The organism is Flavobacterium sp. P1_E4, from assembly GCF_056405915.1.
The window spans coordinates 269,811-293,970 of record NZ_JBFUBE010000001.1 but is presented as its reverse complement, the minus strand read 5'-3'; the positions used below and the strand labels follow the sequence as shown (position 1 = coordinate 293,970).

Genomic DNA, 24,160 nt, shown 5'->3' with positions numbered 1-24,160 from the left:
ATTTGTTTCTGATTTTAGAAAATGTGTTATATTTTAAATTACAAGTTAAAAAAGACCCTTTAGCATTAAAGGGTCTTTTTGATTTTATTTTTATAAATTAGTATTATGAAAAAAACTTTTTTAAATCTTTTTATACTTCTCATTAGCATTTGTAGCTATTCGCAAGAAAAACAATTATTGCCAAAAGGAGTAATTGTTGATTCGGTTAAAATAGTAAATACTGATAATGAATCCTATGCTGTTTATTTGCCAAACCAATATAGGAAGGAGGTGCCTTCTGCAATTGTTTTTATTTTTGATCCAGGAGGAAGAGGGAAAGTTGGGATTGAGCCTTTTGTTTTGGCTGCAGAAACCTATAAATATATTTTGGTGTGTTCCAATAATTCAAAAAACGGACCAACCGATGTAAATTTAGAAATCGCAAATCGTCTGTTTGAAAGCGTATCAACGGAATATAATTTAAATCCTTCAGAGCTTTATATTTCAGGCTTTTCAGGAGGTGCAAGGTTAGCGGGTAGTATAGCAGTTTCTTCGGTTGCTTTCCAGGGTGTAATTGCTTGTGGAGCTTCTTTTAATGAAATGGATAAGTTCGCTTTGCAAGATGCTAGTTTCTCATATGTAGGTATGGTTGGAGATAAGGATATGAATTATCAAGAAATGATTCGAAATGAAGAATGGTTGAACAAAATGATGGTAAAAAACACTTTGTTTGTTAGTCATCAAACTCATACTTGGCCATCGCAAAAAGAAATGCTTCGTGCTTTTGATTGGTTAGAAATACAGGCTTTTAAAAATAGTATTAGAAAATCCAACGAAACCACCATTAAAAGAATCTATGATGAGAATTTAAAAATAGCCGATAGTTTAAAAGGAAATAATGAGATGATTTCGTCTATTGCTGAATATGATAGATGCAACGCTATTTATGATAATAAGGATGAAAAAATAAAAGCGACAATTGAGTCAATAAAAAAATCCAAAGAATATAAGAGTCAAATTTCGAAAAGAGATGAAATATCAGTTTTAGAAAATGAAATTACCAATTCCATTTTGAGTCAATTTGACAAAGAATTGAAAGTTGCCAAAAGTGATAATGATTTTAAATTTTGGAAGACTGAATTTAAAAAGCTAGAAGACAGAAAAACAAAGAGCAAGGATATTGCAATTAAAAGTATGGTCGATAGAATACAATTTATGACAAAGGCATTGGTTTATGAAACAGCCCAAGAAACTAAAAGAAACTTTCAAAATGATAAATTGCTATATTGTAAGGAATTGGAAAAAGTGATTCAATTGTATGATAAAAAGTAATGAGGTAAGGTTTTCAATATAAAAAGAAAACAGCCCCAAAAAGAGCTGTTTCTATAAAATTCGAAGTATTTTTTCTTAATTCAACTAACCCAATTAATTAGTTGTAGCCACATTTTGATTTTTCATTTTCAATTCCCCTTTGTACACTTCAGCGACTGATCTTCTAGATAAGGTTGAAGCTTCTTTTGAAATAACAATCTCATGTGTTACTTTTTTCAAATTGGTTTCAACTTCCAAAAAGTAAACACCATCAGGAAATTCTTCAAGGCTGTATGTTCTTAAAATACCACCTTTCCCAGTTGCAACCTCAGAATAGATTACTGTATGGTCTTTATCATAGATGGTCACATTCGCTTTTGGAATTTCATTTACAGAAAAACTAATTTCTTTACCAGTTCCTTTTTTTACATTTAGTAAAAAATCACCATCGATTGCATAACTACTCATTGTAGTCATTGCCACTAAAACTACCAGACTTAATTTTAAAATCGTTTTCATAATACTGTTGTTTTAAATTAGTAATTAAATTTCTATAGCTAAATTAGAACGATAATCTATTTGATTACGCAACTGTTTTTTCTTATTTGTGTGTTATTTTAACCTTACGAAAACGATGTATGTTAAAATTTGATAATATAGGATTGTTTTGTGTTAAATTTGAATAGTTTTAAAAATGGGTCTATGAAAAAAATGAGTCCAACACTTGAAATTATCACCCCATCTTTTGGGAGTTCTTTTACTTTTTCCAGATATGTTGAGAACGCTAATTGTAAATCGGATCTCTGGCACTACCATCCCGAAATCGAATTGGTTTTTGTTAATGGAGGTTCGGGGAAAAGACAAATAGGGAGTCATATATCATATTATTCAGATGGTGATCTAGTTCTTATAGGAAGCAATTTGCCTCATTGTGGATTTACAAACGAGCAAACTGGTAATAAGAATGAAACGGTAATCCAGATGCGTCCAGATTTTTTGGGTAACGATTTTCTGGAAATTCCAGAGTTGAAAAATATTCAGCATCTTTTACATAAAGCAAAAGGTGGTATTGCTTTTGGTTCAGAAACCAAGAAAATAATTGCGTGTAAAATTGAGGAGATGGAAAATCAATCTAATTTTGATCGATTATTGAGCATGATTAGTATTCTGAATACTTTGGAAACAAATAATGAATATACTATTTTGAATGCCGATGGTTTTTCGTTGGAATTGCATGTTCAAGATAATGATAGAATTAATGTGGTTTTTAATCATGTAAAAGACCATTTTCAGGAACCTATTCAACTGGATACCGTTTCGAGCATGGTAAGCATGACAACTCCTTCATTTTGCAGGTATTTTAAAAAAATCACCAATAAGACCTTTACTGCTTTCGTAAATGATTATCGTTTGGTTCACGCTTCAAAACTCTTGTCGGAGAACACAAAGAGTATTACCGAAATTTGCTATGAAAGCGGATTTAATAATTTTAGTCATTTTAATAAGTCATTTAAAGCGTTCACGGGGAAAAGTGCTTCGCAATACAGACATGAATTGAAGTCTTTTATGGAGTGATTTTTAAAGCTCATGACTTATTTATTTTTATACTACAAAAACAAATCAACTTAATTTTAAGAGGTTATAGATAAGTATTTTGTGTTTTTATCTTCTCTAATCAAATAGAGAGTATTCTGATTTTGTTTTTGGAAATTGTATATTTACATTTCATCAAAAAAAAGAATAATATGAAAAAAATACGAATACTATGTATTGCATTTTTATTTAGCAATACCATTTTATCTTTCGCTTCAACTGTTGATACTTTGCAAGTTCCTAGTGTTGCAATGAGTAAAACCTACAAAGCAGCTGTAGTATTGCCTAATTCGTACGCAAAAGGGAAAGCAGTTTATCCGGTGCTTTATCTTTTACATGGAGCTTATGGACATTTTTCGGATTGGTTGTCAAGTACTCCCAATAAAAATACAGTAAAGAATTTAGCAGATCAATATAATATTATAATCGTGATGCCTGAAGGAGAAACTTTTAGTTTTTATCTCAATAGTCCTGTGAATAAGGGAAGTCAGTTCGAAACTTATATAACTGAAGAAGTAATCCAAAAGATTGATAAAACATATCGAACGGTAAATGATAAAAAAGGACGTGTCATTGCTGGTCTTTCTATGGGAGGTCATGGTGCTTTATATCTTTCAGCAAAGCATCCTGAATTATTTTGTGCAGCTGGAAGTATGAGTGGAGCTGTAGATATGGGAACAATGTTAGGAAGGGAACCAAATGATCAAGTTATAAAATTAATGCAGCCAGTTTTTGGCGATCAAAGCAGTAATCCTGATTTATATGCGCAAAATGCAGTAATAGGAATGGTTGATAAAATTAAAACCAATAAACTACCGTTAATTATAGATTGTGGTGTTGATGATTTTCTTATCGAACCAAATAGGGAATTGCATAGAAGATTAGTATACGCTAAAGTTTCTCATGACTATACTGAACGTCCAGGAGCACATACTTGGGAATATTGGGAGAATTCATTACCCTATCAGATATTATTTTTTAGTAAAATATTAAAAAATAATGGAGTTTTAATAAATTAAATATAAAAATTTTTTTTGGGTCAGAGAAGTCCTTTTTTTTGCTTTTTATTTCTAAAGGCTTTATTTTTAATTTGATACAAAGAAAATATGTAGAGTAAAAAATGTGTTTTTAATAATGAATTTTGGATTTTGACTCTTTATTGTTTTGATAAACAAAAAATGATTGAATTATTTGGAATGAAATTGCAAAAAATAATTTTTTTGGCTTGATTTTTGAAATACCTTTATAGAACTTTAAAACATAAAAAAAATGAAAAAAATAATTACACTTTTGGCTGTTATAGGAATGTTTGGTTTTCAGGGATGTACTGGACCTGAAGGACCTCCTGGTATGCCCGGACAAGACGGACAAGACGGACGAGATGCACAGCTTCCTACAGCATTTGAAATAACAAAAAGTTTTTTTAAAGATGCTGTTGATGGGTATATAATTTCTGAGCCTTTTCAGCCGTATTTAGGTGGGGATTTATATGATAGTGAAACTGTTTTAATATACAGATTAGAGGGAGTGACTAATTCTGGTTCAAAAGTTTGGCAATTAATACCTAGAACATTATTTTTAGGTTCAGAAGAATTGGATTACGATTTTAATTTTAGCATACAGGCTTTTACAATTTTTGCTGGAGGAACTTATGATTTAGCATTGACTCCTGAGTATTTAAAKAATCAAACTTTTCGTATTGTAGTTTCACCATCAGATTTGATTAGTTCTATTGATAAAAAAGATTATAAAGCGGTAATAAGTGCCTTGAATATAAGTGAAAGTCAAATTCAGAAAATTGATATACAATAATGAACTTTGAAATTTATATAAAAAAAGGGAATCTTACGATTCCCTTTTTTTATGCTTAGTTGTTAATTCTTATTTCTGGATGAACAAATAATGAAAAATGTGTTAGTGCTTTTGTTGTTTTGCTTTTTTAATGGTTTCCTTTTTGCTTATTTGTAATGAGACAATCACACCAATAATAAGTGTCAAAGCAATAAATCCTAAGGATGCCCATTCTGGAACTTCTATGTAATCATGAAGCAACATTTTTAATCCCACAAAGCTCAAAATTGCAATTAGACTGTATTCCAAATGACTAAATTTCTCTAACATATTAGCAAGGAAAAAGTAAAGGGAGCGCAATCCTAATATTGCAAAAATATTAGAACTAAATACTAAAAAAGGATCGGAGGTAATAGCTAAAATAGCTGGTACACTATCTACTGCAAAAACGACATCCATTACTTCGATAACTATTAATGCTACAAATAGAGGTGTGGCAGCATTGCCTTTTTCGGTTTTTATAAAAAAATGCTCTTTATCAGTGTGAGTAGAGATTGGTATTATTTTTCCTAAAATTTTATAAATTAAAGATTTTTTAGGATTAAATTCTTCTTCATCTTCGGAGGTGAAAAGCATTTTCATTGCAGTGAATAAAAGGAATGCACCAAAAACATAAGAGGTCCAGGCGAATCTATTAATCAACAAAACACCAAAGTAAATCATTAAACCTCTAAAAACAATTGCTCCTAATATGCCCCAAAATAAAACTCGATGTTGGTGTTTTTTTTGTATTTTGAATGAAGCAAAAATCAAAGCGATTACAAAGATATTGTCGATGCTTAACGATAGTTCAATTAAATAACCTGTTATGAATTTCATTGCAGCGACAGAAGGCTTCAATTTATCTGGATTTAATACATAATCGGTAGAGTATAACCAATAAACCACTCCAGAGAAAAGCATAGATAATGTAAACCATATAGCTGTCCATTTGCTGGCTTCTTTAGTGCTGATAATGTGGGGAGTTCTATTGAATACACCCAAATCTAGAGCCAGTATTATAAAAATCAGTGCAATAAATAATATCCAAACTATCATAATGGTATCTGTTTTTTTAATATCCTCAAATCGAAAATTTGATTTTTTTAATTCCTCGTTATTAATTTTTAAAGGTACTGCTATTTGCTTAAATAAAAAAAGTGCCTTCAATTACGAAGGCACTTTTTAGTTTTGATATTGCTTATGATTACAATGCTGATTTTACAGTTTTGATAATTCTTGCAGCAATTTTGTATGGATCACCGTTAGAAGCTGGTCTTCTGTCTTCTAAATATCCTTTCCAACCATGTTGAACAGTATATAATGGAATTCTAATTGAAGCTCCTCTGTCAGATACTCCATAAGAGAAATCATGGATAGAAGCAGTTTCGTGTTTACCTGTCAAACGTTGTTCGTTATAAGCTCCGTAAACCGCGATATGTTCTTCAACTACTGGACGGAAAGCTTCACATATTTTGTCGTAAATTGCTTTGTCTCCACAAGTTCTTAAAACTTCGTTAGAGAAGTTAGCATGCATTCCAGAACCATTCCAGTCTGTATCTCCTAGTGGTTTTGGGTGATATTCAATATAATAACCGTATTTTTCAGTCAAACGATCTAGTAAGTATCTAGCAACCCAGATTTCATCACCTGCTTTTTTAGCTCCTTTTGCAAACAATTGGAATTCCCATTGTCCACAAGCAACTTCTTGATTGATTCCTTCAAAGTTAAGTCCAGCAGCAATACATAAATCTGCATGCTCTTCAACTAATTTTCTTCCGTGTGTGTTTTTTCCACCTACAGAACAGTAGTACATTCCTTGTGGGGCAGGGTAACCACCAATAGGGAATCCTAAAGGCAATAAAGTTTTAGTATCCATGATGAAATATTCTTGTTCGAAACCAAACCAGAAATCACCATCATCATCAATAGTAGATCTACCATTTGATGGGTGTGGAGCTCCATCAGCAAACATAACTTCAGTCATTACTAGGTAACCATTGATACGAGTTGGATCTGGATAAATAGCAACTGGTACTAATAAACAGTCAGATGAACCACCTTCAGCTTGTCTTGTAGATGAACCATCAAAAGACCAGTTTCCGATTTCTTCTAAAGTTCCTTGAAAATTTTCGTGCTCTTCAACTTTAGTTTTACTTCTTAAATTTTGTGTTGGTTCGTAACCATCTAACCAAAGATATTCTAATTTTATTTTAGCCATAATATTATAAATTGTTTTTTGATTTTTTTTCTGATGCAAATATAAAATAATTTGTTTATGTCGTAAAATTAGGGGGTAGTTTTTATTTGGGTGGTTTTAATTTTTGACATTACTGCATTTTAGGAGGGGTATAATTAAAAATTTGCAATTTTATAGGGGTATAATAATTAAATTCGTAATTACTTGATTTTTAATATTAATTGTAAGTTAAGATTTTTATTACTATAATTTAAAAATCAAGCTGTTGGTACATTTTTTTTGATATTACATCTAGCTCATTTGAATGCCATTTATTAATAAGTTCTTTAATTATTTGTTTAGCAGAATAATTTATATTTGTATACGTTTATTAATGATTATTAATTTAAGTTTTATCATATGTCATCAATTCGTTTTCAAGCTTTAAAAGAAGCTTCAAATAGAAAGTTAGTAGAGTTTCAGGAGACAGGAAGAAAATCAGTTCTCTTTGGAGCTAATGTATTCAATGATAAAGCTATGAAGCAATATTTGACTTCAGATGCTTTTAAAGGAGTACAAGGTGCGGTTCAACATGGAACTAAAATCGACAGAAAATTGGCGGACTATATTGCCATGGGAATGAAAGAATGGGCTTTGTCTAAAGGTGTAACCCATTATACGCACTGGTTTCAGCCTTTAACTGGAACAACAGCAGAAAAACATGATGCTTTTTTTGAAACTTCTTATGACGGAAGTGATCCATTAGAAAAATTTGGTGGTGCTCAATTGGTTCAACAAGAGCCAGATGCGTCCAGTTTTCCTCATGGGGGAATAAGAAACACGTTTGAAGCAAGAGGTTATACTGCTTGGGATCCTACTTCGCCAGCATTTATTTTTGGTACGACATTATGTATTCCAACTATTTTTATTTCCTATACAGGAGAAGCGTTGGATAATAAGATTCCATTATTAAGAGCATTGTCGGCTATGGATGAAGCTGCGACAGAAGTTTGTAAATATTTTGATAAAAACGTTAAGAAAGTAACAGCTACTTTAGGCTGGGAACAAGAATATTTCTTGATTGACAGATCATTGGCCAATTCTCGTCCAGACCTTATTATGACAGGAAGAACTTTGTTAGGACATACTTCTGCGAAAGGACAACAGTTGGATGATCATTATTTTGGGTCCATTCCAACTCGTGCTTTAACATACATGAGAGATTTGGAACAAGAATGTATGTTGTTGGGAATACCAGTTAAAACACGTCATAATGAAGTTGCTCCGAATCAATTTGAATTTGCTCCTATTTTTGAAGAAACAAATTTGGCAGTTGATCATAACTGTTTATTGATGGATGTTATGCAAAAAGTTGCAGAGCGCCATGATTTGAAAGTATTGCTTCATGAAAAACCTTTTAAAGGAGTAAATGGATCTGGAAAACACAATAACTGGTCATTAGCTACAGATACTGGAGTAAACTTATTGAGTCCTAGCAAAACGCCAATGACCAATTTGCAGTTTTTGACTTTCTTTATCAATACTATTAAAGCAGTTAATGATTATGAGGCTTTATTGAGAGGCTCAATTGCTACAGCAAGTAATGATCATAGATTGGGGGCCAATGAAGCGCCACCAGCAATTATATCAGTTTTTATTGGTGAGCAATTAACCAAGGTGTTGGCCGAATTAGAAGGAGTATCAACAGGGAAATTGTCTCCAGAAGAAAAAACTGATTTGAAGCTAAATGTTGTTGGTAAAATTCCAGATGTTCTTTTAGATAATACCGATAGAAATAGAACTTCACCATTTGCTTTCACAGGAAATAAATTTGAGTTCAGGGCGGTTGGCTCTTCAGCAAACTGTTCGAATGCAATGACTACTTTGAATACCATTGTGGCAAAACAGCTTAAAGATTTTAAAATTGCTGTTGATGATTTGATCGAATCAAAAGACATGAAGAAAGATGATGCGATTTTCAATGTATTGAGAGAATACATCAAACAATCCAAAAAAATCCTTTTTGAAGGTGATGGTTATAGCGAGGCTTGGCAAAATGAAGCAGCAAAAAGAGGATTGAGCAATTTTAAAACCACTCCGGAAGCATTGAAAGCAAGAGCTTCAAAACAAGCGATTGATTTGTTTGCAGAAATGGGGATTATGAATCAGATTGAGGTGGAAGCACGTTACGAAATTGAATTGGAGGAATACACCAAAAAAATACAGATTGAAGGTAGAGTACTTGGTGATATTTCAAAGAACCATGTAATTCCAACGGCTATTAAATATCAAAATACTTTGATTGAAAATGTGAAAGGATTGAAAGATATTTTTGGATCTGAATTTGAATCCATTGCCAAAGAGCAAATTATATTGATTAAAGAGATTTCAGGTCATATTGAAGGCATCAATTCTAAAGTGGAAGATATGACTGAAGAAAGAAAGAAAGCCAATAATCTGACTGATGCACATGCAATGGCTGAAGCGTATTGCAATAATGTAAAACCCTATTTTGAAATCATTAGAAATCACTGTGATAAGTTAGAGTTACTGGTTGATAATGAATTATGGACTTTGACAAAATACAGGGAATTGCTTTTGACGAAGTAATTTTTGTTGTTTATAAATTTGAAAAGGCTTTTCTATATTGAAAAGCCTTTTTTTGTTGCATTAAAATTATTGGTTTTTATAAAGATTTCTTAGAAATTAAAGGAGACTGGAGGAGTACTTCCCAAAACCATAGGAGGTCCTGCCAAACCGATAGGTGCTCCTGTTAGAATCATAGGAGCTCCTATCAAAATCATAGGCAAGCCTATCTAAAATTATGGGTCACCTAAAGAATCAATAGGCACACCTTTAAAAAGCAAAGCTAATGCCTATAAAATTGAAAGGTTCGCCTATCAAAACCAAATGTTATACCTATAAAATCGATAGGATCGCCTATTAAAAAGATAGAGGTGCCTAGCGAAAAAGAAGGTGACGCTTACAAAAATCGGAGGAACGCCCTAATATTATTATGGCATCTTTAATTGTTCAAAAGAAGTGAAAATAAAATCTCTTAAATCTGTATTTCATTTTCAACACCTGAAATTTTAAATTTAGGTCTCATGCTGATTTTGGGTTAAAGCAAAAAAAAAGCACCCGTTTGTGGCGGATGCTTTTTAGTTTTAAATTAGTTAAATTATCTGGAAGAAATTACTTTTTTGGTACTGCTTCCTCTGTTGGTAGTTAGTTTTATTACATAAACTTCCTCTTGACCTGTATTAGGAATGTTTAATGAAACTGATTTGTTCAAGTAACCATTAGTGTCGTAGTTTTTCGCTACCACAAGCCCTTTTGTATTGAATACCTCAATTTTTACATCTGTAACAAATTTAAAATCATAACTTACTGTAAGTTGGTCTCTGAAAGGAACTGGAGTTGCTATAAAAGAACTAGTGTCACTTACTCTTGCAGTAGTACTACTAAAGGTGTCAATTGGAGTCGCACAAGCAAGTGGTTGAATACCGTAACCTAGAGATATTCTACATCCGTCAAAAGCATTATTGATTACATCAACAGCACTTGCGATTTGGCTTAGAGTCAAACCATTTGTGCTTCCACCGCCCAAAGCTTGATTTGCCAAAGCATACAATCCTTGTACAGTTTTAGGTGAAATTGCATTGATGACATTTGTCGGAATTGAATAATATTTATATTCATTGATTACTGGTAAGTATCCTCCTGGAGAACATTGTCTAGTTTTTGGTACATTCGAACCACAACCTCCTTCTGGTTCAGCAATTGCAAAACTTCCTGGTTTCAATTCGAAGTCGCCAAGTGCGCCATTAATACCTATGTTAAGTCCTAAAGCAATGGTTTGCGCCAATAAACTATTATTGATTTTACCATTTTTTAAATAATTGCTAGGTAATGAATTTATCCAATAAGCACCACTAAGTACTTTACTTGGACCGCCTCCAGGCATCACTCTGATGATATCATCTATGTCATCAGGAGCTTTCATCGAAACAGTATTTCCACCAGAACCTACAATCATAGTACCTCCATAGGAAGCCAATGCTTTTGCAATAAGTCCTGCTGTTGAATATTGTTGGCCTTCTGCGCATGACATACCACCAGGATTACCGTAGTATCCTTGGGTATATGTACATAAAGCAACGTTACAAGATTTAACATTTACAGAGAATTGTTGAGCTGTTGGACAGCCTGATGCAAGAAGTGTTGCTTTCAAATAAATGGTGTAAGTACCAGGTGTCACAGTGTAATTTGAAATGTCAGTTCCTGTAATTTCATCTGTCATCGCTTGGTCTCTATAGAAAGATATAAGTTCTACAAGCGGATCAGGTAATGCTTCAATTATTGCCTCACGTAAATTTATTGGCAATGGGAAACAAACTTCTATATTACGGAATGTAAATTGTGTTGGCACCGCAATGTTTAAACTCGCAATCACCTCATCGGTATCGCTACAACCGGAAGCTGTATGAGTTTTTGTAACAGTATATGTAGTGTTTACACTTGGATTTACAAATGGATTTGCATCTGTTGAAGTAAATCCAGCCGGATTAGAAGTCCAAGAATAAGTGTAGCCTGCTACTGCAGCTTCACCAATTTGTTTTCCATTCGGATTCAATACACAAGTTTTAATAAAGTCATCTCCAGCCACTGCCACTACTGTTGGTTTGTTAACCGTTACAGTCACCTCGTCGGTATCGCTACAACCAGAAGCGGTATGGGTTTTGGTAACAGTATAGGTAGTAGTCACACTTGGATTAACAGATGGATTTGCTGCACTTGAAGTAAATCCTGCCGGATTAGAAGTCCAAGAGTAAGTATATCCTGCCACAGCTGCTTCACCAATTGTACCGCCTGATAAATTAATCAAACAATTTATGGTGAAATCAGTTCCTGCGCTTGCTATTACCTCAGGTTTGTTAACCGTTACAGTAACCTCATCGGTATCGCTACAACCAGAATCGGTATGTGTTTTGGTAACAGTATAGGTAGTAGTCACGCTTGGATTAACAGATGGATTTGCCGCACTTGAAGTAAATCCTGCCGGATTGGAAGTCCATGAGTAAGTATAACCTGCAACAGCCGCTTCACCTATAGTACCGCCTGATATGTTAATCAAACAATTTTTGGTAAAGTCATCTCCAGCCACTGCCACTACTGTTGGTTTGTTAACCGTTACAGTCACCTCGTCGGTATCGCTACAACCAGAAGCGGTATGGGTTTTGGTAACAGTATAGGTAGTAGTCACGCTTGGATTAACGGATGGATTTGCCGCACTTGAAGTAAATCCTGCCGGATTGGAAGTCCAGGAGTAAGTGTAACCAGCCACAGCCGCTTCACCAATTGTACCGCCTGATATATTGATCAAACAATTTTTGGTGAAATCAGTTCCCGCGTTTGCTGTTACCTCAGGTTTGTTAACCGTTACAGTCACCTCATCGGTATCGCTACAACCAGAATCGGTATGTGTTTTGGTAACAGTATAGGTAGTGGTCACGCTTGGATTAACGGATGGATTTGCCGCGCTTGAAGTAAATCCTGCCGGATTGGAAGTCCAAGAGTAAGTGTAACCTGCTACAGCCGCTTCACCAATAGTTCCGCCTGATATGTTAATCAAACAATTTTTGGTAAAGTCATCTCCAGCCACAGCCACTACTGTTGGTTTGTTAACCGTTACAGTCACTTCGTCGGTATCGATACAACCGGAAGCTGTATGAGTTTTGGTAACAGTGTAAGTAGTAGTCACGCTTGGATTAACGGATGGATTTGCTGCACTTGAAGTAAATCCTGCCGGATTGGAAGTCCAGGAGTAAGTGTAACCTGCCACAGCCGCTTCACCAATAGTTCCGCCTGATATGTTAATCAAACAATTTTTGGTGAAATCAGTTCCCGCGTTTGCTGTTACCTCAGGTTTGTTAACCGTTACAGTCACCTCATCGGTATCGCTACAACCAGAATCGGTATGTGTTTTGGTAACAGTATAGGTAGTAGTTACGCTTGGATTAACAGATGGATTTGCTGCGCTTGAAGTAAATCCTGCCGGATTGGAAGTCCAGGAGTAAGTGTAACCTGCCACAGCCGCTTCACCTATAGTACCGCCTGATATGTTAATCAAACAATTTTTGGTAAAGTCATCTCCGGCCACAGCCACTACTGTTGGTTTGTTAACCGTTACAGTCACCTCGTCGGTATCGCTACAACCAGAAGCGGTATGGGTTTTGGTAACAGTATAGGTGGTGGTCACGCTTGGATTAACAGATGGATTTGCTGCGCTTGAAGTAAATCCTGCTGGATTGGAAGTCCAAGAGTAGGTATAACCAGCTGCTGCCGCTTCACCTATAGTACCGCCTGATAAATTAATCAAACAATTTATGGTAAAGTCAGTTCCCGCGTTTGCAATTACCTCAGGTTTGTTAACCGTTACAGTCACCTCGTCGGTATCGCTACAACCAGAAGTGGTATGAGTTTTGGTAACAGTATAGGTAGTGGTCACGCTTGGATTAACAGATGGATTTGCCGCGCTTGAAGTAAATCCTGCCGGATTGGAAGTCCAAGAATATGTATATCCTGCCGCAGCCGCTTCACCAATAGTACCGCCACTTGCATTTGAAGTACATGTTTTGGTAAAGTCATCTCCAGCTACTGCCACTACAGTTGGTTTGTTAACTGTTACTGTCACCTCGTCGGTATCGCTACAACCAGAATCGGTATGAGTTTTGGTAACAGTGTAAGTAGTAGTCACGCTTGGATTAACAGATGGATTTGCCGCACTTGAAGTAAATCCTGCCGGATTAGAAGTCCAAGAGTAAGTATATCCTGCCACAGCCGCTTCACCAATAGTTCCGCCTGATAAATTAATCAAACAATTTATGGTGAAATCAGTTCCTGCATTGGCTATTACCTCAGGTTTGTTAACCGTTACAGTCACCTCGTCGGTATCGCTACAACCAGAAGCGGTGTGAGTTTTGGTAACAGTATAGGTAGTAGTTACACTTGGATTAACAGATGGATTTGCTGCGCTTGAAGTAAATCCTGCCGGATTGGAAGTCCAGGAGTAAGTATATCCTGCCACAGCCGCTTCACCAATAGTACCGCCTGAAGTATTAATCAAACAATTTTTGGTAAAGTCATCTCCAGCCACTGCCACTACTGTTGGTTTGTTAACCGTTACAGTCACCTCGTCGGTATCGCTACAGCCGGAAGCGGTATGAGTTTTGGTAACAGTATAAGTAGTAGTCACGCTTGGATTAACAGATGGATTTGCTGCACTTGAAGTAAATCCTACCGGATTAGAAGTCCAAGAGTAAGTATATCCTGCCACAGCCGCTTCACCAATAGGACCGCCTGATAAATTAATCAAACAATTTATGGTAAAGTCAGTTCCCGCGTTTGCTATTACCTCAGGTTTGTTAACCGTTACAGTCACCTCGTCGGTATCGCTACAACCAGAAGTGGTATGTGTTTTGGTAACAGTGTAGATAGTGGTCACGCTTGGATTAACGGATGGATTTGCCGCACTTGAAGTAAATCCTGCTGGAATAGAAGTCCAGGAGTAAGTGTAACCTACTGTTCCTACTTCACCAATAGTACCGCCTGAAGTATTGATCAAACAATTTTTGGTAAAGTCATCTCCAGCCACTGCCACTACTGTCGGTTTGTCAACTGTCACGGTAACCTCATCGGTATCGCTACATACTGTACCAGTTTTTGTTTTTGTTACAGTATAGGTAGTAGTTTCTGTAGGGTTAGCAATAGGATTAGCAATATTTGTTGCGCTTAGTCCTGTAGCTGGAGACCATGAATAGGTAAATCCTGCTTCAGGTGCCTCTCCTATTTCTTTACCATCAGGGTTACTAAGACATGTTTTTGTAAAGTCTTCTCCCGCAACTGCAAGTGGGATTAAATTTAAGCCTAATTGAATAGGAGCTCCAGGGAAATCTTTTAACTCTGATTGAGCAGAATTTCCTGAAGATCTTGTTCTAATAAATAGTGTACTGATATTAAAGCATGGATCGTGAGGGCTTGTGTTTCTAAAAACTTCTGATAAATTGATAGCTCCTTCAGCCCATTGATTAGGTTCATAAGTACCACCTGCAGCACCACTTCCATATACATCAAATGGAACAGTAGTAGTTACGCTGTTGTTGGTACAAAAGACATTACCTGGAAAAGTGTTATTAGGAACAACGACATATTCAAATCCGCCTCCTGCTTTTGGTTTCCAAACTCTAATTACAACAGTGGCGTCTCCACCACCTTGGGTAAATTCAATAGTGATTAATACATCTCCTACTGTACGGCCGCCATCGAGACCTTGAGTAGTAAATCCACCACTACCACCGGTAATTGGCATAACGCCTTTAGTGGGGTCGAATGGGCCATAAGTTGCGCCTGTTATGTTTAATGGTTTTTGTAAAAATTCGAAATCAATATAGCTACTTCCGTTTGTAACCTGACGGTCACCTGCGAAAATACACCATAAATCGTTTGGGTCTCCAGGTCTGCTGGTTCCGCTAACAAATGATGTGCCATTTACACTTTCACCTCCTATTACAGCAGCACTACCATAACTAAAATGAGCTCCACAATTTTGAATCTCGTTTTTGTTAGGTGAAGTTCCAGCTCCCCAAGTATAAGTACTAGGGTTATCATTTATTTTATTGGATGAGGTAAATATTGTTGGATCACTAATGTATGGATCCTGTAGAAAAAAGGTATAACCTGGGTAAAGAAGATTACCGTTGGTAAAATCAAGGACTCCATGATTTGCAGGGTCTGGAGAAGATTGAGTATAATAAAGTCTGTCAAACAAATCTCCAACATCTTCGTAAATTGTGCCTATAGGCTCATGTGCCCATCCGTCTCCATCAATTCCTTCTCCAGATAGTGGAGTTGCAACCGGTACTATTCCTTTGATATTTTGGGCGCTAACCGTTGTGTAACCAGTCATGAAAATTCCTAAAAGAATTACTGGTAAAGCTAGACTCTGACGCCAATAGGTAAACCAAAGTTCTAAAACTCGATTTAAAGGAGTCGTCAAATTTAAATTTGAGAAGCCTGTTTTGAGATAACAGGAAAAAGCGTAACAATATTCTTGAACACTTTTTATCTTAAAATGGATAATTTTTTTCATATTAATGTGGTTTTTTAGACCATAGCATTAATAGGGGAAGATCAGTAGAAATTAGGGTTTCGGGAAACCAATGAGTGTTGTTGCATAGAGAGAATTTTATTAAATAATTATTAAAAAATAGGGGAATAGACACCATCTTCATAAATAGATTTACAAAGTACTCAAGCATCAAAAAGACATTCTATTGTGGGGACAATAATTAAATTCTTTTTCTAACAAATTTGCTTAAAAGCTGAAATTTTAATTTCAAAAAATGCTTCAAAAAAATAAATTAATGCAAACTAGATTAAAAACTGAAAGTCCACCTTTAGAGAAAATGTAACTTACAGCAAAATGATCAACTTCAAAAAAAACTGAAGTCCAAGATCTTATTCTTAAATATTTTTATTTTGATTTGACTTGTTTTTTATTCTTAAGAAAGAACAAAAATATTTCGAGAATCCCGTTAATTTTATTTTAAGGTAATCTTTAGCATCATCAAAAAAAGTATTTTATTAAAGAACAGCAACCAATCCATTTATTAACCTTTTGCCATCGCTTTGGACAGTCAAAATCACTTTAAAAGTGATGATGTAAAATTACTTAAATTAAAAAGCAAATGCTTAAAAAATACATTAAACACCGATAAAAATCAGATATAAACGACAAATTACAATTTATATAGGAATATGAATACATAAAAAAACAGCCTATTTCAAATTATAAAAATTAACATAACTTACTAATTTTCAATTAATTACATGTTAATTTTTTTATCAATTAATCGTAAAATATCAAATAATTTAGGTATCATCATTTTGAAAAGCATTTTTTCAAATAAGAGACATTTTTTTAAGTTAAAAACGTTTTTTTTAAAGGATAAATTTTAAATTGAAATTGTATAAGTAAATGGTTGTTAAAATATTTTATTTAATTTTTTTTTATACAAAATTTATAAACATTTGTACCTAATTTAAGTCACCAATCATTTATTAAAATAAAAAAATAACTTAACTTTACCATACTCTTATAGTGAAGACTATGTTTTTATATAATTGAACTACAGATATTTAAGTACTCTTCGCCTTTTTCACATCTTTTTGACTTAGTTAATTAATCGAATTTAGTCTTCAATTAAAATTACAATTCAGATGAAAATAATACTGACAGGTGCAACAGGCGTTTTAGGCTCTCAAATTATGTATGAAATTCTTGAGCTATTCATAAAAGAGTCAATTGATGGTAAGCTTATCTTGATTTCCAGAAGCAAGAAAAAAAGAACCGCCTTAGACCGGATAAATGAGTTGCTTTCGAGTAGTTATGCACCTCAATTTCTAAAAGATATAGGACTTGAAAAATTAGATGAATATATTGAGATTGTCGATACTGATTTAGATTCGGTACCGAAAAACTTTTCAGATAAGATTGATGGCGCCTATTTTATTCATTCGGCTGGATATGTCAATTTATCAACAGATGAGGAACATCGCGAAAAGATTTTTGATGAAAATACCAAGATTACCAAAGTTATTTTGAATAATTTTAATGATTACATAAAAAAATTCATTTATATCGGTACAGCATTTTCTTCTGGAGAACGTTCGGGAATTGTTGATAACGATTTTCATAATCTGGATTTTGTTCCAAAGCATCGTAATGCATACGAAAATGCAAAATTTCATTCCGAAAACTTTGTTGCACAACGATGTAAAGCTATGGGATTGCCTTTTCAAATTCTGCGTCCAAGTGTCATTTGTGGAAAAATGTTAGGAGACGAAAATAGATATTTCATCAGCAAGTACATGGTTTTTTATCTATTGGCCAAATTTTTTTACTTTGCTGCCCAACGAAAAACGGAACAGGAAAATGTACGTTTTACAATCAATAAAAAAACGGGCCTCAATATTATTCCAGTCGATTATGTTGCCAAAGTGATTGTTTCCGTTTTTAGAAGAGATGATATTCAGCAACTCAATATTGTAAGCCATGATAGCTTAAATTTAGTGAAAGGATTAAAGCTAATTATGGATGAAGTAGGGTATTCCAATTATACGATAGTCGAAAATACACCTCACTTTGAGTATCAAAACACCACTGAAAAATTGTATTATGAAAGCATAGGTAAGCACCTAAAGCCTTATCTTGTATCAAGTGCTAAACAATATAATACTACTTTACTGAACTCTATTCTGGAAATTCCAATATTGGACGATGAAACATTTACTCAAATGATTCGATTCGCCAAACTTAACAACTTCAAAGATATCAACGTTTAATTTGGTTACTTAAATTATTTTAAATCGCTGGTTAATCGATTAAGTTTATTGTAAATTTGAGGAATTAATCCCCGAATTATGAAGTTTTTTGCCACCCTATTATTTAGTTTTATGGTTTCTTGTGTTTTTGCTCAAGAACAAGTTTCGTTTTTTTTTGAAAGCAATAAGTTTGTTTTGCAGAAGGAAGAACAATTAAAACTGAATAAATGGTTAACTACGAATAAAGATGTAAAAGTAGTGGGAGTCTATGGTTTTTGTGATGAAGTAGGAACCGTTGGCTATAACGATACTTTGGCCAAAAAGCGAATCGATTACGTTTTTAATATCATAAAAAATAAAGTAAAAATTAGAGAAGATTTCAAAACAAGAAATTTTGGGGAATTGCATACTTCGTCCTTTATTAAAGCTGAAAACAGAAAAGTTACTTTGTATTATATTTTGCCAAAAGATTTTGCAAATGAAGAGAAAATAATAGCAAAAAAACAAGTAGTTATATTAGAAAAGGAAAAGCCAAAAGTTAAATTTCCGGAAATTTATGTTTATGAAAATCCAGATGGTTCTACAGTTAATATTAAAATTGATACCGTCTTCATGAAAAAAGTTAGCCTTGCCAATATAGGGGAGAAGCTAAAACTGGAAAGTATGAACTTTTTTGTCGATACTTTTGCGATAATGCCACAATCTAGATCGGTAATGTTTGAATTGCTGACAGTTATGCGAAGTTGTCCAGATTTAAAAATACAAATTCAAGGTCATATCTGTTGTGTTAAGAAGGATTTTCGGGATCTAAGTACCCAAAGAGCTAAAGCAATTTGCAAATTTTTGGAATATAATGGTATTGAGAAAAGCAGAATGACTTTTATTGGATTCGGAAGTTCCAAACCATTATATGCTTTACCCGAGAAGACAGAGGCTGAGCGAGAGGCAAATCGTCGTGTGGAAATTGAAATTGTTGCCAATTAGGACGACTTTTAGGTTTCAGATTCCAGATTTTATAATTTAGTTTTTTGGAATTTGAAGATTGAAATTACTGTTAATATTGGCATTGAAATTTAATTGTATAATTGTTACATTAAAATTATCTTTGCCCAACATACACACAACTAAAAAAATGAGTTCAGATACTTCAAAAAGATATGCACAACGTGGTGTTTCGGCATCCAAGGAAGATGTGCATAACGCCATTAAAAATATTGACAAAGGTTTATTTCCTCAAGCATTTTGTAAAATTGTTCCTGATTATTTAACACAAGACGAAGATTATTGCCTTATAATGCATGCTGACGGTGCAGGGACAAAATCATCATTGGCCTATATGTATTGGAAAGAAACAGGAGATATTTCGGTTTGGAAAGGGATCGCTCAAGATGCCTTAATCATGAACATTGATGACTTATTGTGTGTAGGAGCAACAGATAATATTTTACTTTCATCTACCATTGGAAGAAACAAAAACGTAATTCCTGGTGAAGTTTTATCTGCCATTATCAATGGAACCGAAGAACTTATAAAAGAATTGGATTCGTTTGGAGTTACTATCCACTCAACTGGAGGAGAAACTGCAGATGTTGGAGATTTAGTAAGAACAATTATCGTAGATTCTACAGTAACGGCTAGAATGAAACGTTCCAAAGTAATTGATAATGCCAATATAAAAGCAGGTGATGTCATCGTTGGATTAGCTTCTTTTGGTCAAGCCACTTATGAAAAAGGTTATAACGGAGGAATGGGAAGTAACGGACTTACTTCTGCTCGTCACGATGTTTTCGGCAACTATTTGGCCAACAAATATCCAGAAAGTTTTGATGCAGCTGTACCAAATGAATTGATTTATTCAGGACAGGTAAAATTGACCGATGCAGTTGATAATTCACCTATAGATGCAGGTCAACTAGTACTTTCGCCAACAAGAACCTATGCACCTATTATCAAGAAAATTTTAGACAAATATACTTCTGCTGATGTTCACGGAATGGTGCATTGCAGTGGAGGAGCACAGACAAAGATTTTACATTTTGTTCAAAATCTACACATCATAAAAGACAATTTATTCCCTGTGCCACCATTGTTTCAATTGATACAAGAGCAATCCAAAACTGATTGGAAAGAAATGTATCAAGTTTTCAATTGCGGGCATCGTATGGAAATATATGTGCCAGAAGCCATAGCACAGGATATTATCGCTATATCAAAATCATTCAATGTTGATGCCCAAATTGTGGGTAGAGTAGAAGCCTCTGATTCCAAAAAACTAACAATCACTAGTGAATACGGTACTTTTGAGTATTAATTTCAACTAAAAAGCTGTAAATTATGTACGAATTACTATTCTGGAAATACTTGGAAGGTGTTTATTTAAATCATCACGAAGTGTATGAAGCCATTGATGAGCAGCAAGAAGTAGAAGGTTTGGAAACACTTCCTATTACTGTAATCCTAAATAGATTTCATACCGTTTTTTCAAATTGGGAAAAAGTAGATGAAAGTAGCTGGAAAAACCCTAATGGGAAAGGCGCTTTTCAAATAAAAACAACCCCACAAAGCATAAAATTAGATTGTTACGGCACCGAAGGCAAGACAATGAATTTACTAGTAGATACTATGGCTGAATTCAAATGCCCACTTTATGACCCTCAAGTTCCTGAGCGTTATGATGAAATGAGTGAATAATTTAAGGAGCTAATCCAGCTATCCGTTACAAGTCCCCATTATAAAACACCATTTTTATAAGTCATAAAAGGAGCTTCCTTTGGTCGCTCTTTTACAACAAGAAAAATTAGTGTTTTATAATGGGGGCTTTCCACTTCACACGAGCGACAGCGAACTGGCGAAGCAATCTGGGCTATGACATCAGTATTTATTTATGAAACAGCAGTGATTTGTCTTTTTTTTATAAATTAGTAAAAAAAAAGAATAATGCCTATTTCTCAATTCCCCCAAAATATAGTACTCGAAGACGAAATGGTTTTGCTTCGTCCACTTGAAGCAACGGATATCGAAAATCTATTGGATATATCAATCAATGAACCCGAAACTTGGGAGTATTCTTTAGTTCGCGCCAATGGAAAAGAAAACCTAGAAAATTATATTCAAATTGCTCTCAAAGCCAGAGAAAATCAAACCGAATTTCCTTTTATAGTTTTGGATAAAAAAACTGGAAAATATGCTGGCAGTACACGTTTTTACGACATCAATATGGGATTCAAAACGGTGCAATTGGGGTACACTTGGTATGGGAAAGATTTTAGAGGTACTGGACTCAATAAACACTGCAAGTATCTTTTACTGCAATTCGCATTTGAAACACTGGGAATGGAGCGAGTAGAATTCCGCGCTGACAACAATAATCAAAGAAGCATAGCTGCCATGAAAAGCATTGGGTGCAAAGTTGAAGGAGTTATGCGTAGTCATATGCCAACGGCGGGTAGTGATGTTCGCAGAGACAGTATTGTATTGAGTATCCTTAAAAGCGAATGGTTTAATGAGGTTAAAGAAAATTTAAAATCAAAATTATTTTAATTTAGCGAATACAATTGGGCCATTTTTTCCTATTTCATCCTTATAGATTCCTCTCAAAGTATCTCCTTGTTTGTTTAGTGTAAGGATATGTTTTCCTTTGGTTGCCCAGCCTGGGATTGCTTTTGTAACAACAACATCATAGGAAACAGTAGTGTCCTTTATTTCTCCAATACCATATTCGACCATTTTGGTGCCTTTAAATTCCAGATAATGGTTCATGATGATTTTATTTCCGTCTTGGGCAATTATTACATAGCAATTTTTAAAATTACCAGAATTTACATCAGTCCATAATCCGCTTATATTTGGAATTGAAGTTTCTGTTTTTGAAGTACATGATGATAGGAATATAAAAAGTGTCAGTATTGAAATTGTTTTTTTGAACATGATTTTAGGACTTTGTATAAGGTTAATGTTTAAATAAGGCCAGAGTTTTTATTAGGGAAGCTAATGTAAAACGTACTTCCTTTCCCTTCCTCACTTTCAACCCATATTTTGCCTTTGTGTTTTTCGATGAATTCTTTACATAAAATCAAACCCAATCCTGTACTAGGTTCATCCTCAGTTCCAATTCGATTGTTTCGTACATCCAACTTGAATAGGTCTTGCACCATTTTTTGGTCCATCCCAATTCCTGTATCTTTAACTATAATGACAGTATTGTATAAGTCTTCTTTATCTTGAATATGGATTGATCCTTTTTTTTGTGTAAATTTTATAGCGTTTAAAACAATATTACGAATTATAGCTTGGAACATATTTTTGTCTGCAAAAAGGGTTGCAGAATTTGAAATTGATGTAGTTATACTTATTTCTTTTTTATCCGCAATATCTTGTAATGTGATAATGCTATCCAATAGAACTGATTTTAAAGGATATTCTTTTGTGACAAATGGGATTAAATCTTGCTCCATACGTGACCATTCCAATAAATTCTCCAAAAGTGCAAAAAGATTTTTGGCAGAACTTCGCATATTAACAGCTGCAAATTTTATATCCTCAGTGGACATCAGGTCTATGTCTTCAGCCATTAATTCAGTTAAGCCTAAAAAACCATTAAACGGGCCTCTTAAATCATGTGCTATAATGGAATAAAATTTGTCTTTTTGAGAATTTATATTCGAAATTAATATGTTTTTTTCTTTGAGTAATAGGTTATTTCTTCTTTTCGAATCATATAGGAACAAGAATAAGCACAATAAGGCGGCAACTGCAGTAGATACAGTAATTAGAAAATAGACTTTTCGTGAATCAGTATTTATTCTAAGGGTCTGAATTTCTATTTGTTTATCCCTTAAATCTATTTCTCTTTGAAATTCAAGATTGGCTAATTTTTTCTCACTTTCTTTCGAAAAAATAGAGTCCTTGATGCGAGAATATTTTTCAAAACAGTCTAAAGCTATTTCATAATTACCTTTTGATTTATTGACTTTGGAAAGATAGAAATAGGTTTCTTGTATGTCTTTTAAAGATTTATATTTCTCAAAAATTTTTAAAGCATTTTGGAATAAATAGTTAGATTTATCTATAAGTGTTTTTTTATCCTTTTTATATTTTTCATCTTGTGACATTAAGTAACAAGCTCTTGCTAGATCATAAGTGTTATAATTATTGTAGAGGTTTGAATAATCATGATAAGTTGCGATTGACTTATTTAAAATTTGAACACCTTTTTCATAATTTTTTAGGTTGATATAGCAAATACCTATATTGGAAAGATTTAAACCAATTCCTTCTGTGTCGTCAAGTTTTTTGTTGATTATTAATGCTTTGTAAAAATAGGTTAAAGCTTTTTGATATTCTTTTTTTTGTAAATAGACATCTCCAATATTGTTTAAAAGTAAAGAGACATTTCTTTCTTTCTTGGATTGATAGCTTAATAGTAGCGCTTTATTGTAAAAAATAAGCCCTTGTTTATAATTCTTGAGATCAATATAGATCAATCCAATATTATTGTAAGCTGTAGTTAGGCTTTTAACATCATTTAAATTTTCATAGATTGCAAGTGCTTTATAAAGGTTTTTCAAAGCATGGGCAAAGTCTGATTTTATTTCATAGGCGGTGCCCAAATTTCCATAGGTATCACCAATTTGTTTTTCATTTTTTGTTTTTTGAGCATAAAAAAGTGCTTTTTTGGCATAGTTTATTGCTTCATCGGGTCCAATATATTCTGAGTATGAGGAAAGTTTTGTTAGTAAAACTGTTTTATCCGAGTCACTTTTTGTTTGATTTAAAGCTGTTTTTAACGAGTCAATGGTCTTATAAATAGGATTCTGAGCTTGTATTGGGGCTATGGAAAAGATAAAAAAAAGTAATAATAGAGTAGTTTTTTGAATCATTTAG

At 33.9% G+C, this 24,160-nt stretch carries 16 protein-coding genes; 10 read left to right on the top strand and 6 right to left on the bottom strand.

Annotated elements, in window-relative coordinates:
• Positions 1-105 precede the first annotated feature (105 nt).
• The gene (locus tag AC1DY0_RS01250; protein WP_477186871.1) at positions 106-1,311 is read left to right on the top strand and encodes an alpha/beta hydrolase; all 1,206 of its coding nucleotides are present in this window, start codon (positions 106-108) and stop codon (positions 1,309-1,311) included.
• A 93-nt stretch (positions 1,312-1,404) separates the two neighbouring features.
• On the opposite strand, the gene AC1DY0_RS01245 is transcribed toward AC1DY0_RS01250, so the two are convergent.
• Positions 1,405-1,809 (bottom strand): secretion protein, encoded by a 405-nt coding sequence (locus tag AC1DY0_RS01245; protein WP_477186870.1) that lies wholly within the window; start codon positions 1,807-1,809, stop codon positions 1,405-1,407.
• 183 nt (positions 1,810-1,992) lie between these two features.
• Here AC1DY0_RS01245 and AC1DY0_RS01240 point away from each other — a divergent pair, with 183 nt between their 5' ends.
• The 3 genes from AC1DY0_RS01240 to AC1DY0_RS01230 all read left to right on the top strand — a co-directional run bounded on the left by AC1DY0_RS01240 (position 1,993) and on the right by AC1DY0_RS01230 (position 4,695).
• Positions 1,993-2,865 carry an AraC family transcriptional regulator gene (locus AC1DY0_RS01240; protein ID WP_477186869.1) on the top strand — a complete coding sequence of 291 codons (873 nt, stop codon included), beginning with the start codon at positions 1,993-1,995 and terminating at the stop codon, positions 2,863-2,865.
• Positions 2,866-3,035: 170 nt separating this feature from the next.
• The gene (locus AC1DY0_RS01235; protein ID WP_477186868.1) at positions 3,036-3,902 is read left to right on the top strand and encodes an alpha/beta hydrolase; all 867 of its coding nucleotides are present in this window, start codon (positions 3,036-3,038) and stop codon (positions 3,900-3,902) included.
• Between the two features lie 250 nt (positions 3,903-4,152).
• Entirely contained in the window at positions 4,153-4,695 is a 543-nt protein-coding gene (locus AC1DY0_RS01230; RefSeq protein ID WP_477186867.1) for a hypothetical protein, read from the top strand.
• A gap of 102 nt (positions 4,696-4,797) precedes the next feature.
• On the opposite strand, the gene AC1DY0_RS01225 is transcribed toward AC1DY0_RS01230, so the two are convergent.
• Positions 4,798-5,772, bottom strand: coding sequence for a TerC family protein (locus AC1DY0_RS01225; RefSeq protein ID WP_477186866.1), 975 nt, complete (start codon positions 5,770-5,772; stop codon positions 4,798-4,800).
• Positions 5,773-5,920: 148 nt separating this feature from the next.
• Complete coding sequence (locus tag AC1DY0_RS01220; RefSeq protein ID WP_477186865.1) at positions 5,921-6,934, bottom strand: glutamine synthetase beta-grasp domain-containing protein; 1,014 nt, start codon at positions 6,932-6,934, stop codon at positions 5,921-5,923.
• 378 nt (positions 6,935-7,312) lie between these two features.
• Here AC1DY0_RS01220 and AC1DY0_RS01215 point away from each other — a divergent pair, with 378 nt between their 5' ends.
• The gene (locus tag AC1DY0_RS01215) at positions 7,313-9,502 is read left to right on the top strand and encodes a glutamine synthetase III family protein (RefSeq protein WP_477186864.1); all 2,190 of its coding nucleotides are present in this window, start codon (positions 7,313-7,315) and stop codon (positions 9,500-9,502) included.
• Between the two features lie 571 nt (positions 9,503-10,073).
• Here the strand turns inward: AC1DY0_RS01215 and AC1DY0_RS01210 are convergent.
• A complete protein-coding gene (locus AC1DY0_RS01210) occupies positions 10,074-16,043 on the bottom strand; it encodes a hypothetical protein (RefSeq protein ID WP_477186863.1) in 5,970 nt (1,989 codons plus the stop codon).
• 1,130 nt (positions 16,044-17,173) lie between these two features.
• On the opposite strand from AC1DY0_RS01210, the gene AC1DY0_RS01205 reads away from it, so the two are divergent.
• The 5 genes from AC1DY0_RS01205 (at position 17,174) to AC1DY0_RS01185 (ending at position 21,817) form a co-directional block, all read left to right on the top strand.
• Positions 17,174-18,298: an SDR family oxidoreductase gene (locus tag AC1DY0_RS01205; protein ID WP_477186862.1), complete on the top strand. Its 1,125-nt coding sequence runs from the start codon at positions 17,174-17,176 to the stop codon at positions 18,296-18,298.
• A 78-nt stretch (positions 18,299-18,376) separates the two neighbouring features.
• On the top strand, positions 18,377-19,261 hold the full coding sequence (locus AC1DY0_RS01200) for an OmpA family protein (protein WP_477186861.1): 885 nt from the start codon (positions 18,377-18,379) through the stop codon (positions 19,259-19,261).
• A 148-nt stretch (positions 19,262-19,409) separates the two neighbouring features.
• Positions 19,410-20,588 carry an AIR synthase related protein gene (locus tag AC1DY0_RS01195; RefSeq protein ID WP_477186860.1) on the top strand — a complete coding sequence of 393 codons (1,179 nt, stop codon included), beginning with the start codon at positions 19,410-19,412 and terminating at the stop codon, positions 20,586-20,588.
• 23 nt (positions 20,589-20,611) lie between these two features.
• On the top strand, positions 20,612-20,968 hold the full coding sequence (locus AC1DY0_RS01190) for a hypothetical protein (RefSeq protein WP_477186859.1): 357 nt from the start codon (positions 20,612-20,614) through the stop codon (positions 20,966-20,968).
• A gap of 246 nt (positions 20,969-21,214) precedes the next feature.
• Positions 21,215-21,817, top strand: a complete 603-nt coding sequence (locus AC1DY0_RS01185) for a GNAT family N-acetyltransferase (RefSeq protein ID WP_477186858.1) — start codon at positions 21,215-21,217, stop codon at positions 21,815-21,817.
• On the opposite strand, the gene AC1DY0_RS01180 is transcribed toward AC1DY0_RS01185, so the two are convergent.
• Together AC1DY0_RS01180 and AC1DY0_RS01175 are read right to left on the bottom strand one after the other, a co-directional pair.
• Complete coding sequence (locus AC1DY0_RS01180) at positions 21,809-22,204, bottom strand: hypothetical protein (protein ID WP_477186857.1); 396 nt, start codon at positions 22,202-22,204, stop codon at positions 21,809-21,811. The two genes, AC1DY0_RS01185 and AC1DY0_RS01180, sit on opposite strands and share 9 nt — an antisense overlap.
• A 29-nt stretch (positions 22,205-22,233) precedes the next feature.
• Complete coding sequence (locus AC1DY0_RS01175) at positions 22,234-24,156, bottom strand: tetratricopeptide repeat-containing sensor histidine kinase (protein WP_477186856.1); 1,923 nt, start codon at positions 24,154-24,156, stop codon at positions 22,234-22,236.
• Between the last annotated feature and the right edge of the window lie 4 nt (positions 24,157-24,160).